This is a genomic window from Methylobacterium sp. WL103 (assembly GCF_008039885.1).
Taxonomy (GTDB): Bacteria; Pseudomonadota; Alphaproteobacteria; order Rhizobiales; family Beijerinckiaceae; genus Methylobacterium; species Methylobacterium cerastii.
The window spans coordinates 1-11,432 of record NZ_VRUX01000088.1 but is presented as its reverse complement, the minus strand read 5'-3'; the positions used below and the strand labels follow the sequence as shown (position 1 = coordinate 11,432).

General features: G+C 67.7%; 11 protein-coding genes and 1 pseudogene. 4 read left to right on the top strand and 8 right to left on the bottom strand.

The genetic code is table 11. From position 1 onward, the window contains the following. A pseudogene (locus FV222_RS08295) lies at positions 1-185 on the bottom strand (porin family protein); the annotation flags it as partial. A gap of 399 nt (positions 186-584) precedes the next feature. On the opposite strand from FV222_RS08295, the gene FV222_RS08290 reads away from it, so the two are divergent. The 3 genes from FV222_RS08290 (at position 585) to FV222_RS08280 (ending at position 3,817) form a co-directional block, all read left to right on the top strand. Beyond that, positions 585-854 carry a hypothetical protein gene (locus tag FV222_RS08290; protein ID WP_147764114.1) on the top strand — a complete coding sequence of 90 codons (270 nt, stop codon included), beginning with the start codon at positions 585-587 and terminating at the stop codon, positions 852-854. Between the two features lie 198 nt (positions 855-1,052). Beyond that, positions 1,053-2,642, top strand: coding sequence for a DEAD/DEAH box helicase (locus tag FV222_RS08285; protein WP_147813799.1), 1,590 nt, complete (start codon positions 1,053-1,055; stop codon positions 2,640-2,642). 113 nt (positions 2,643-2,755) lie between these two features. After that, positions 2,756-3,817 carry a GGDEF domain-containing protein gene (locus FV222_RS08280; RefSeq protein WP_147764116.1) on the top strand — a complete coding sequence of 354 codons (1,062 nt, stop codon included), beginning with the start codon at positions 2,756-2,758 and terminating at the stop codon, positions 3,815-3,817. Positions 3,818-3,833: 16 nt separating this feature from the next. Here FV222_RS08280 and sufA read toward each other — a convergent pair whose 3' ends face one another. Next, positions 3,834-4,211: a Fe-S cluster assembly scaffold SufA gene (gene sufA / locus FV222_RS08275; RefSeq protein ID WP_147753102.1), complete on the bottom strand. Its 378-nt coding sequence runs from the start codon at positions 4,209-4,211 to the stop codon at positions 3,834-3,836. Positions 4,212-4,350: 139 nt separating this feature from the next. On the opposite strand from sufA, the gene FV222_RS08270 reads away from it, so the two are divergent. After that, on the top strand, positions 4,351-4,947 hold the full coding sequence (locus FV222_RS08270; RefSeq protein ID WP_147764117.1) for a Uma2 family endonuclease: 597 nt from the start codon (positions 4,351-4,353) through the stop codon (positions 4,945-4,947). Positions 4,948-4,957: 10 nt separating this feature from the next. On the opposite strand, the gene FV222_RS08265 is transcribed toward FV222_RS08270, so the two are convergent. The 6 genes from FV222_RS08265 to FV222_RS08240 form a co-directional block, all read right to left on the bottom strand. Beyond that, positions 4,958-5,341 carry an SUF system Fe-S cluster assembly protein gene (locus tag FV222_RS08265; RefSeq protein WP_147726384.1) on the bottom strand — a complete coding sequence of 128 codons (384 nt, stop codon included), beginning with the start codon at positions 5,339-5,341 and terminating at the stop codon, positions 4,958-4,960. Positions 5,342-5,390: 49 nt separating this feature from the next. Next, the gene (locus FV222_RS08260; RefSeq protein WP_147764118.1) at positions 5,391-6,635 is read right to left on the bottom strand and encodes a cysteine desulfurase; all 1,245 of its coding nucleotides are present in this window, start codon (positions 6,633-6,635) and stop codon (positions 5,391-5,393) included. A 183-nt stretch (positions 6,636-6,818) separates the two neighbouring features. Beyond that, positions 6,819-8,141, bottom strand: a complete 1,323-nt coding sequence (locus FV222_RS08255; protein ID WP_147764119.1) for a SufD family Fe-S cluster assembly protein — start codon at positions 8,139-8,141, stop codon at positions 6,819-6,821. Positions 8,142-8,145: 4 nt separating this feature from the next. Continuing rightward, a complete protein-coding gene (sufC, locus tag FV222_RS08250) occupies positions 8,146-8,898 on the bottom strand; it encodes a Fe-S cluster assembly ATPase SufC (RefSeq protein WP_147764120.1) in 753 nt (250 codons plus the stop codon). Between the two features lie 102 nt (positions 8,899-9,000). Continuing rightward, positions 9,001-10,470, bottom strand: coding sequence for a Fe-S cluster assembly protein SufB (gene sufB / locus FV222_RS08245; RefSeq protein ID WP_147813797.1), 1,470 nt, complete (start codon positions 10,468-10,470; stop codon positions 9,001-9,003). A gap of 69 nt (positions 10,471-10,539) precedes the next feature. Continuing rightward, the coding region (locus tag FV222_RS08240) for an aminotransferase class V-fold PLP-dependent enzyme (protein ID WP_147813796.1) at positions 10,540-11,432 on the bottom strand (893 nt) is incomplete at its 5' end.

Sequence of the window (11,432 nt, the reverse complement as noted above, 5' to 3'; positions counted from 1 at the left end):
GTGGCGCCGCGGCGCTCGCTGGCATCGAAGCCGTAGCCGGCGTTGATACCGAAGTAGGCGCCGGTCCAGGTGAACACCGGAACGGGCGTGAACACCGGCGGCGGTGCGCGACGGGGAAGGTCGGCAGCGGACGCGGCGGCGGTGAGGCCAACGAGCACGGTGGTGGCGAGGAGAAGGCTCTTCATTTTTTCTGGGTCCTGATTGGCAAGGCCGAGGTGGTTCTAAACCGGGTTGCCCGCTCGGTCTGTCGCTTTCCTGCAACAAGCTCGGCTAGATGAACCGGAAGCCGTCAACGAAAGGTGAAGGTTACGCCCGGCTTACTCGATGTCGTTCGCGTGTGTGTTTTGGCGCACATGGCTGGGGGAAGAAGATCAAATGGATTTCCCGCCGGGGTTCTGTTGTTTAGATTTGCGCGCCGCGGCCGCGGAAGTCGGCCCAGTGCTTATCAAATGATAAAGGGCGCCGCTGGCGTCGGCACTTTATTTCCGGTCGCGGACGTGGCTCGGTTCGTAAGGCCGGGATTAACCCTGTGGCGTCATCCTCCATGCCAACGGACGCACGGGCGACCCGGGGGGAGGATCACGATGGGCGAGGACGATGAACCGGCGCCGTCGCACGGCACCTTGCGCTGGGCGATCCAGACAGCCGGCATCGCCGGTTTGTTCGGTCTGGTGGCCGTCCACCACTTCGCGCAACCGGATCGCATCCCGCCCGCTTCGACCCACGTCGCCCAATCCGGCATAGCCCGCGGCGTCATCGATCCCGAGACCACCGGCTCGATCGCGCAGGGCGCTCGCGCGGTGAGACTCGACCCCTGCGGCCTTCCGGGCGGGACGCACGCGCTGCGTCCTTGAGAACGGCACGGCCGTTTCGCACGGGGAAACCCCACCTCGGCGGCGGCCTCCAATTGACAAGTGGTAGCAAGGGCCTAAGTGTCCCGCGCATCCGCAGGTGCGACGGGTTTGCGTTCCGACAGGCCGTCGCCGCCGTCGCCGCGAGGAGTTCTCCGCGCCGGCCTGCTTGACCCCGCGCGTAACGGTTCTCAAAAGATTATGTCATTTGCCGATCTCGGATTGAGCGACAAGGTCCTCCAGGCCGTCACCGCCGCCGGCTATACGGAACCGACGCCGATCCAGAGCCAGGCGATTCCGCACGTCCTCGCGCGCCGCGACGTGCTCGGCATCGCGCAGACCGGCACCGGCAAGACCGCGGCCTTCACCCTGCCGATGCTGACCATGCTCGAGAACGGGCGTGCCCGCGCCCGGATGCCGCGAACCCTCATCCTCGAGCCGACGCGCGAACTCGCGGCGCAGGTCGTGGAGAACTTCGACCGCTACGGCACCAACCACAAGCTCAACGTCGCGCTGATCATCGGCGGCGTCTCCTTCGCCGACCAGGATGCGAAGCTGACCCGCGGCACGGACGTGCTGATCGCGACGCCGGGCCGGCTCCTCGACCACTTCGAGCGCGGCAAGCTGCTTCTGAGCGGCGTCGAGCTGCTGGTGATCGACGAGGCCGACCGCATGCTCGACATGGGGTTCATCCCCGACATCGAGCGCATCGTGAAGATGGTGCCGTTCACGCGCCAGACGCTGTTCTTCTCCGCGACCATGCCGCCGGAGATCGAGCGCCTCGCTGACATCTTCCTGCACAACCCCGAGCGGATCGAGGTGGCGCGCGCCGCCTCCACCGCTTCGACCATCGTCCAGCGCCTGGTCGCGACCTCGTCGGACGGCAGCGCCAAGCGCGATCGCCTGCGGCGGCTGATCCGCGGCGAGGCGGACCTCAAGAACGGGATCATCTTCTGTAACCGCAAGCGCGACGTGGCGCTGCTGCAAAAGTCGCTGGTCAGCCACGGCTTCGATGCGGCCGCCTTGCACGGCGACATGGACCAGCGTTCGCGCACAACTGCCCTCGACGCCTTCCGCGGCGGCGAGACCGCGCTGCTGGTGGCCAGCGACGTCGCCGCCCGCGGCCTAGACATCCCGGCAGTGAGCCACGTCTTCAACTTCGACGTGCCGAACCATCCCGAAGACTACGTCCACCGCATCGGCCGCACCGGCCGCGCCGGCCGCTCGGGGGCGGCCTTCACCCTGGTCAGCCGCAGCGACGACCGCTCGCTGCAGGCGATCGAGTCGCTGATCGGCCAACCGATCCCGTGGATGGACGGCGACCTCGATACCGCTGCGACCGCCACCACTGTGCCCGCGGCCGAAGAGGACGGAGAGCCCCGCACCCGTCATCGCGGACGCTCCACCGAGACGTCGCGGCGCGGCCGGAGGGCTCCGGCCGAGGCCGAGGCGTCGCGCGAGGCCCGGTCGCCCAGGGCGCGCCGTGGGTCGCCAGACGCCGAACCAACGGCCAACCTAGAGTCGCCCCCTTCCGAGGAGGCGGCTCCGCGCCGCGAGGCCCGCAGCCGGCAGGACGAGCCTCGGCGCGAGACTCCACAGCGTCAGAGGGCCGAGGTTCGGCCGCGCACCGAGCGGCCCAGCGCTCCCCCTCTGCGCCCGGTTCAGGAGCGGTCGCGCGACGACCGCGGCCACGGGCGGCGGCGCGACGAGGACGGCGACACGCCGGTCGGCCTCGGCGATCACGTGCCCGCCTTCATGTTGCGTTCGGCGGCGATCAAGAAACAGGACTGACGTCATATCCGCGACCTTGGCCTTAACGGTCCGTCCACGCTCCTTGAGGTAGCTTGTGATGTCGGTTCCGTTCGCATCACGCGCCGGGACCGTGACGGACCGACGGGGATCGGATGAGCGACGGGCAGTACGCCGACCGTGATCGCAGCTTCGCCTTGGCGCAACGCGCCCAGGAATTGATGCGCGATTACGGGCCTTCCGCGACCCCGCGGGCCTATGCCGTCTGGTACACCTACGTGTCCGGCGACCGCCCCTTGATGAACGACGCGATCAAGCGGCTCACCGCGCAGAGCGCGGGGCTTTCGCCGACGGACATCGACGAACTCTACGACACGTATCTCGACGGCTCGCGCTACGCCGCCGCCGCAGGTGAAACCGGCGCGACGATGCTGGCTGAGATCGAGGGCGTCATGGAGATGCTCGACCTCTCCCTCGGCTCGGCGGCGCAGTACGGCGAGTCCCTGCGGGCGTTGAGCCTCGACCTTTCGGTCTCGACCCTGAACCGCGCACGCCTGCGCGAGATCGTGGCGACCCTGGTCGCCACCACCCGCGAGGTGGCATCCAACAACCGCACCCTCGAAGCGCGGATGCGCGAGAGCCGCACGGAGGTCGAATCGCTGCGCGAAAAGCTCGAGGCGACCCGGATCGAGAGCCTGACCGATCCGCTGACCGGACTTGCGAACCGCAAGCACTTCGAGGAGATGCTGCAAAAGGCCCTCGACGGCGCGGCCCGCGGCGCCCATCCGAGCCTGATCGTCCTCGACATCGACTTCTTCAAGCGCTTCAACGATCTCTACGGCCACCTCATCGGCGATCAGGTGCTGAGGCTCGTGGCGGTCGTGATGCGGGAAAGCGTCGAGAAGGGCGCGATGCTCGCCCGCTTCGGCGGCGAGGAATTCGGCATCCTTCTGCCGAACGCCACCCGCGAAACTGCCCGCGCCATCGCCGAGAAGGTCCGCATCAGCGTCATGGGCCGGGAGCTGATGAAGCGTTCCACCGGCGAGTCGCTCGGCAAGGTCACGATCTCGCTCGGCGTCGCGACCTACCGCCGTGGCGACAACCCGGTCTCGCTGCTGGAGCGCGCCGACCTGTGCATGTTCGCGGCCAAGCGTTCCGGCCGCAACCGCACGCTCGACGACGCGACCACGGCCGAACTCGCCGCCGCGGTCGCCTGATCCGAAAAGGCGTCGTTCAGGCCGGGGCGAGCAACCGCTCCGGGCCGACCGGCGTGATCGCGACGGACTCGCCGCAGCCGCAGGCCGAGGTCTGGTTCGGGTTGTTGAACACGAACTGCGAGGCGAGCTTGGACGTCTGGAAGTCCATCTGCGTGCCGAGCAGGAACAGCAGCGCCTTCGGATCGACGAAGACCTTCACGCCGCGATCCTCGACCATGTCCTCGCCGGGCTTGCGATCCTCGGCATATTCCATCGTGTAGGACATCCCGGCGCAGCCGCCGTTCTTCACGCCGACCCGAAGCCCGGCGATCGGCCGGTCTGCGTCGGCGATGATCGCCTTGATGCGGTCGGCTGCCGCGTCCGTCAGCGACATGACCTTGAAACTCGTGGACATCGGTGTCTCTCCGGCAGCCGGGTTCAAGGCCCGGGCGGTTGAGGGTGGGCGTACGGCGTTAAGATAAGGATCGCGACGGGCGTGGTCTACACCCACGCCCGAGCCATGCTAGGATCATCGCGGTCGATCGGAGGAGCCCATGGGCGAGCCGGCAATTCCCAGGATGAGCGCGGACGAGTTCTTCGCGTGGCAACGCGACCAGGATGGGCTCTACGAACTCGTTGACGGCATCCCGGTGCCGCACGTGAAGATGATGACCGGAGCGAGCGTCCAGCACGACCGGGCCACCGTGAACATCATCGCGTCGCTTCATGGGCAGTTGCGTGGATCCGGCTGCCGTCCGACGACCGACGACGTCGCGATGCGCACCAGCATCACGACGATCCGCCGCCCGGACATCACCGTGGAATGCGGCGACCTCGTTCGCGACACCTACGAGAACCGTTCGCCGCGCCTCGTCGTCGAGGTGCTGTCGCCCTCGACCAGCAGCATCGACCGGTTCAAGAAGCTCGACGAATACCGGCGTCATCCGACGCTGCGCTACATCCTGCTCGTCGAGACCCGCTTCTCCGGCGCCGTCCTCTATCGCCGGGACGAGGATGGGGGCGCCTGGGAAATTTCGGCCTACGAGGCGATGACGGACCGGATCGACCTGCCCGCCATCGGTGCCGCCCTGGACCTCGCCGACATCTACGAGGACATGACGTTCGAGCGCGAGCCGGAGCCGCCGCGCTGATCGGCCGGCCTCACCACATGTCGAGGGCGACGCGGGCCTCGTCGGACATGCGGCTCTGATCCCACGGCGGATCGAACACCATCGTCACCGCGCAGGACTGGACGCCGGGCACTTTGGCGACCGCATCCTCGACCCAGCCGGGCATCTCGCCGGCGACCGGGCAGCCCGGCGCCGTCAGCGTCATGTCGATGGCGACCTTGCGGTCGTCGTCGATGTCGACCTTGTAGATTAGGCCGAGCTCGTAGATGTCGGCCGGGATCTCCGGATCGTAGACGGATTTCAGCGCCGCCACGATGTCGTCGGTCAGGCGGTCGAGTTCCGCCGGCGGCACGCCCTCGGCCCCCGCGACCTTCGGCGTGTTCGCGCCCCCGGTGATCGTCGCATCGCTGCTCATCGTCGTCTCCTTTTCGGGCCACCGCCAAGCGGCCGCCAGGTCCATACGCTCAGGCGAACATCATCTCGGCGCGGGCCAGCGCCTCGGCCAGCACGTCGATCTCGGCGCGGGTGTTGTACAGCCCGAACGAGGCGCGGCAGGTGGAGGTGACGCCGAAGCGCGTGAGCAGCGGCATGGCGCAATGCGTGCCGGCGCGGACCGCTACGCCGGACCGGTCGATCACCGTCGCGATGTCGTGGGCATGCGCGCCCTTCATCTCGAAGGCGATGACGCCGCCCTTGCCCTTGGCGTTGCCGATCTGGCGGACCGAATTCATCGCGCCGAGACGCTCCTGGGCGTAGGCCGTGAGGTCGGCCTCGTGCGCGGCGATCTTCTCGCGGCCGATCCCCATCATGAACTCCAGTGCGGCGCCGAGGCCCACCGCCTCGACGATCGCGGGCGTGCCCGCCTCGAAGCGGTGCGGCGGGTCGTTGTAGGTGATGGCGTCCTGGCTCACCGTGCGGATCATCTCGCCGCCGCCCTGGTAGGGCGGCAGGCGGTCGAGCCATTCCTTCTTGCCGTAGAGCACGCCGATCCCGGTCGGGCCGTAGACCTTGTGTCCGGTGAAGACGAAGAAGTCGCAATCGAGGGCCCGCACGTCGATTGGCTGATGCACCGCGCTCTGCGCGCCGTCGAGGAGCACCGGCACGCCGTGGGTGTGGGCGATGCGCACGATCTCCGCCGCCGGCGTGACCGTGCCGAGCACGTTCGACATCTGCGTGATCGCGACCATCTTGGTGCGCGGCGTGAACAGCTTCTCGTATTCCTCGACGAGGAAGTTGCCGTCGTCGTCGACCGGCGCCCACTTGATCACCGCCCCGCGCCGCTCGCGTAGGAAGTGCCACGGCACGATGTTGGAATGGTGCTCCATGATCGAGAGGATGATCTCGTCGCCCTCCCCGATCATCCCGCCCCAGCCCATCGACGACGCCACGAGGTTGTAGGCCTCGGTGGCGTTGCGGGTGAAGATGATCTCATCCGTGGACGCGGCGTTCAGGAACTGCCGCGTCGTCTCGCGCGCGCCCTCGAACCCTTCGGTCGCCGCGTTGGCCATGAAGTGCAGGCCGCGGTGGACGTTGGCGTACCCGGTCTCCATGCACGCCACCATCGCGTCGATCACCGCACGCGGCTTCTGCGACGAGGCGGCGTTGTCGAGGTAGACGAGCGGCTTGCCGTAGACCTTTTCGGAGAGGATCGGGAATTGCGCCCGAATTGCCTCGACGTCGTAGGCTGGATGCAGCATGGGTGCGTTCATGGTCGCGACCTTCGATCCGGGTTATCGTTCACAGCTTCGCCCCTCCCCGGCGCCATCCTCATTCCGATGCGCTGGAGTGAGGCGGCTTTCGGAAGCCGCCGGACGCGCTGAAGTTCTCCTGCGAGAGCCGCCAAGGCGGCCCCCCTAGAAAAGGGCGGGGAGGGATACCGCGACGCGAAGGGTTCACCCCCGCGACGCGAGCCACGCCTCGATCTCGCCGATCAGCGCGGCGCGTGCACCCTCGTGGGTCACAGATTCCACCGCCTCGCCGACGAAGGCCTGCACCAGCAGGCTCTCGGCGATCGGCTTCGGCAGGCCGCGGGCCATGAGGTAGAACAGGAGATCCTGGTCCGGGGCGCCGCATGTGGCGCCGTGGCCGCAGGCGACGTCGTCGGCGAAGATCTCCAGCTCCGGCTTGTTCATCATCTGCCCCTCGTCGGAGAGGAGCAGACAATCCGACTTCATCTTGCCGTCGGTCTTCTGCGCGATCTGGCGGACGATGATCTTGCCCTGGAACACGCCGGTGGCGTCCCCGTCGATCACCGTCTTGAACATCTCGCGGCCGACGCCGCCGACCGCCGCGTGGTCGGCGAGCAGGGTCGAATCCGCAAGCTGCCCGTCGCCGAGCATCGTGGCGCCGTTGACGACGGCGTTCACGTTCTCACCGGCGACGTGCATGAAGATCTGATGGCGCGACAGGACCGCGCCGGTAACGAGGTTCACGGTCTCCAACTGCGATTCGTCGTCGAGCCGGACGCTGATCGTCGACAGGGCGATCGCCTTGTCGCCCTCGCGGTTGATGCGCGCGTGCCGGAAGGCGGCATGCTTGCCGACATGCACGTCCAGGGCGTCGTTCGGCTGGTAGGTCAGCCCGTTCGGCCCTTCATGCGTCTCCAGCAGGGTGAACTCGGCACCGTCGGCGACCTCGACCAGCACCCGCGTCGCGGTCGAGAAACCCTCGGCGCCCGCGCCGACGAAGCGCAGGTGCAGCGGGGTCTCGACCTTGGCGCCGGCCTCCACCGAGATCAGCGCGCCGTCGGCGAGGAAGGCCGTGTTGAGCTGGTAGATCGGGTTCTCCCGCGCCTGCGCGACGGGGGCGAGGTTCTTGAGGCGCGCGTCGCCCTGGCTGAGGGCGTCGTTCAACGGCGACACCGAAACGCCGGCCGGGACGCGATCGAGGTCCGACAGCTCGCGGATCAGGTGCCCGTTGACGAAGGTCAGGCGTACCGCCTCCATCGCCGAGAACGCGGTCGCGGAGGCGACGGCGGCCTTCGCCACGTCGAGGGACGGCGCTTCGGCCGGCGGCGCGGCTTCCTGCATCGCGGCGCGCAAATCGGTGTACTTGAACGCCTCGACGCGGCGGCTCGGCAGGCCCGCCGCCTCGAAGAAGCGGAACGCCTCTTCGCGGTCGATCGCTTTATCGCTGCCGAAGCCCTTGCGGGCGGTCTCGAACAGGGTCGAGAGACCGGTCTCGGCCGAGGTGCGGAGGTTGGCGATGTCGGCCATGGGCTTACGCGGCCTCGTTGGTGCGGTACTCAGCGTAGCCGGACGCCTCGAGTTCCTTGGCGAGCTCCTTGCCGCCGGTCTTCACGATCAGGCCCTTCGACATGACGTGCACGGTGTCGGGCACGATATAGTCGAGCAGGCGCTGGTAGTGGGTGATGACCAGGAACGAGCGGCCTTCCGCGCGTAGCGCGTTCACGCCCTCGGAGACAATGCGCAGCGCATCGATGTCGAGGCCGGAATCGGTCTCGTCGAGCACGCAGAACTTCGGCTGCAGCAGCGCCATCTGCAGGATCTCCATGCGCTTCTTCTCGCCGCCGGAGAATCCGACGTTGAGGGCGCGCCGGAGCATGTCCTTGTTGATCTCGAGCTTCTCGGCGGCCGCGTTGACCTGCCGGATGAAGTCGGGCGTGGCGATCTCAGCTTCGCCGCGGGCGCGGCGCTGGGCGTTGAGGCAGGCCTTGAGGAAGGTCATCGTGCCGACGCCGGGGATTTCCAGCGGGTACTGGAAGGCGAGGAACACGCCGGCGGCTGCGCGCTCGTCGGCGCCCATCTCCAGCACGTTTTGGCCGTCGAGCAGGATCTCGCCGTCGAGGACCTCGTAGTCCTCCTTGCCGGCGATGACGTAGGAGAGCGTCGACTTGCCGGAGCCGTTCGGCCCCATGATCGCGGCGACTTCGCCGTCGTTCACGGTGAGGTTCAGGCCGTTGAGGATGCGGTTGTCCTCGATCTGCACGACGAGGTTCTTGATTTCGAGCATGTTGGCTTAGTCCCGTAAGAATACGTATCCCGCGCTTAGTCGGCGCGAAGGGCGCCTCCCCCACCAGGGGGAGGGCATTTCAAAGCGTCTGGCCGAGGCGCGTCAGCCGACCGAGCCTTCGAGGCTGATCGAGATCAGCTTCTGGGCCTCCACCGCGAACTCCATCGGCAGCTGCTGCAGCACGTCGCGGACGAAGCCGTTGACGATCAGCGCGGTCGCCTCCTCTTCGGAGAGGCCGCGCTGGAGGCAGTAGAACTTCTGGTCCTCGGAGATCTTCGAGGTGGTGGCCTCGTGCTCGAACACTGCGCTCGCGTTCTTCGACTCGATGTAGGGCACAGTGTGCGCCCCGCACTGGTCGCCGATCAGCAAGCTGTCACAGTTGGTGAAGTTGCGCGCGTTCGACGCCTTCTTGTGCGCCGAGACGAGCCCGCGATAGGTGTTCTGCGAGCGGCCGGCCGAGATGCCCTTCGAGATGATCCGGCTGGTGGTGTTCTTGCCGAGATGGATCATCTTGGTGCCGGAATCGACCTGCTGCATGCCGTTCGACACCGCGATCGAGTAGAACTCGCCGCGGGACTCGTCACCGCGCAGGATGCAGGACGGGTACTTCCAGGTGATCGCCGAGCCGGTCTCGACCTGCGTCCACGAGATCTTCGAGCGGGCGCCGCGGCAATCGCCGCGCTTGGTCACGAAGTTGTAGATGCCGCCCTTGCCCTCGTTGTCGCCGGGGTACCAGTTCTGGACCGTCGAGTATTTGATCTCGGCGTCGTCCAGGGCGACCAACTCGACGACCGCCGCGTGCAGCTGGTTGTCGTCGCGCTTCGGGGCGGTGCAGCCCTCGAGATACGAGACGTAGGAACCCTTGTCGGCGATGATCAGCGTGCGCTCGAACTGGCCGGTGTCGCGCTCGTTGATGCGGAAGTAGGTCGACAGCTCCATCGGGCAGCGCACGCCCGGCGGGATGTAGACGAACGACCCGTCGGAGAAGACCGCCGAGTTCAGCGTCGCGAAGAAGTTGTCGGTCACCGGCACGACCGAGCCGAGGTACTTCTTGACGAGGTCCGGATACTCGCGGATCGCCTCGGAGATCGGCATGAAGATCACGCCGACCTTCGACAGCTCGGCCTTGAAGGTGGTGGCCACCGAGACCGAATCGAACACCGCGTCGACCGCGACGCGGCGCTCGGGGGCGATGCCCTCCAGCACCTCGACCTCGCGAAGCGGGATGCCGAGCTTCTCGTAGGTCTTCAGGATCTCGGGATCGATCTCGTCGAGCGACATCGCCGCCGGGCGCTTCGGCGCGGCGTAGTAGTAGATGTTGTTGTAGTCGACCTTGTCGTAGGCGACCCGCGCCCAGTCCGGCTCCTGCATGGTCTGCCAGCGCTTGTAGGCGTCCAGGCGCCACGCGAGCATCCACTCCGGCTCGTTCTTCTTGGCGGAGATGAAGCGCACCACATCCTCGGAGATGCCCTTCTCGGACTTCTCCATCTCGATGGTGGTCTCGAAGCCGTACTTGTACTGGTCGAGGTCGATAGAGCGGACCCGATCGATGGTTTCCTGCACGGCAGGCATCAGCGTCTCCTAAGCGTCGCCGGTTTCAAGGACCGGGGGCTTCCATGTGCGATGGCGCAGGCACGGCCCTCAGGCCGCCAACCCTCGCCGTCTATATAGGGTCTCGACGACCCGTTCGAAGGCTCCGAGGAAGCGCGCAGTGTCGCCCTCCCCCGTATTCCAGCCGAGGCTGACGCGGAGCGCCCCCGTGGCCAACGCAGGGCTCACGCCCATCGCGGCGAGAACCGGCGACCGCGCCACCTTGCCGGAGGCGCAGGCCGAACCCGACGACACCGCGATGCCGGCGAGATCGAAGGCGATCAACGCGGTCGGCGCATCGAGCCCAGGCACCGAAAAGCACAGGGTGTTGGGCAACCGCGCGGCGCCGCGGCCGAACACCACGGCGTCGGGCGCGCGGGCGAGGACCGCATCTTCGAGCGCGTCGCGCAACGTCGCGAGGCGCAGCGCGTCCGCGTCGAGGGCGTTGCGCGCGATCTCCGCCGCCTCGCCCATCCCGACGATGCCGGGAAGGTTCTCGGTGCCGCAGCGCAGCCGCGCCTCCTGCCCGCCGCCGCGGACGAAGGCCGCGTCGAGCTGGACGTCGTCGCGCAGCACCAACGCGCCGACGCCCTTCGGCGCGGCGAACTTGTGGCCCGACAGGGTCAGCGCATCGAGCCCGAGTGCGGAGACATCGAGCGGGATTTTGCCGACGGCCTGCACCGCGTCGCTGTGCACCAGGGCGCGGCCATGCGACCGCGCCAGGGCGACGACGTCTGAGATCGGCTGCACCACGCCGGTCTCGTTGTTGGCGGCGTGAACCGAGACGAGCACGTCCGCGTCGCGCAACGCGGCGAGGCGGGCGGCCAGCGCGTCGAGATCAATCACGCCGGAGGCCAGCACCGGCAGCACCTCGACGGCGTCCGCCGGGAAGCGGTGCCCCGCGGTGACGCAGGGGTGCTCGGTCGCGCCGACCAGCAGCCGCG

Bases quoted from the DNA above. Each gene is read 5' to 3' on its own strand.
- FV222_RS08270 (WP_147764117.1), top strand. From the start codon at position 4,351: ATGGGCGAGCCGGCAATTCCCAGGATGAGCGCGGACGAGTTCTTCGCG.
- FV222_RS08255 (WP_147764119.1), bottom strand. From the start codon at position 8,141: ATGGCCGACATCGCCAACCTCCGCACCTCGGCCGAGACCGGTCTCTCG.
- sufB (WP_147813797.1), bottom strand. From the start codon at position 10,470: ATGCCTGCCGTGCAGGAAACCATCGATCGGGTCCGCTCTATCGACCTC.
- FV222_RS08285 (WP_147813799.1), top strand. From the start codon at position 1,053: ATGTCATTTGCCGATCTCGGATTGAGCGACAAGGTCCTCCAGGCCGTC.
- FV222_RS08265 (WP_147726384.1), bottom strand. From the start codon at position 5,341: ATGAGCAGCGATGCGACGATCACCGGGGGCGCGAACACGCCGAAGGTC.
- FV222_RS08290 (WP_147764114.1), top strand. From the start codon at position 585: ATGGGCGAGGACGATGAACCGGCGCCGTCGCACGGCACCTTGCGCTGG.
- FV222_RS08260 (WP_147764118.1), bottom strand. From the start codon at position 6,635: ATGAACGCACCCATGCTGCATCCAGCCTACGACGTCGAGGCAATTCGG.
- sufA (WP_147753102.1), bottom strand. From the start codon at position 4,211: ATGTCCACGAGTTTCAAGGTCATGTCGCTGACGGACGCGGCAGCCGAC.
- sufC (WP_147764120.1), bottom strand. From the start codon at position 8,898: ATGCTCGAAATCAAGAACCTCGTCGTGCAGATCGAGGACAACCGCATC.
- FV222_RS08280 (WP_147764116.1), top strand. From the start codon at position 2,756: ATGAGCGACGGGCAGTACGCCGACCGTGATCGCAGCTTCGCCTTGGCG.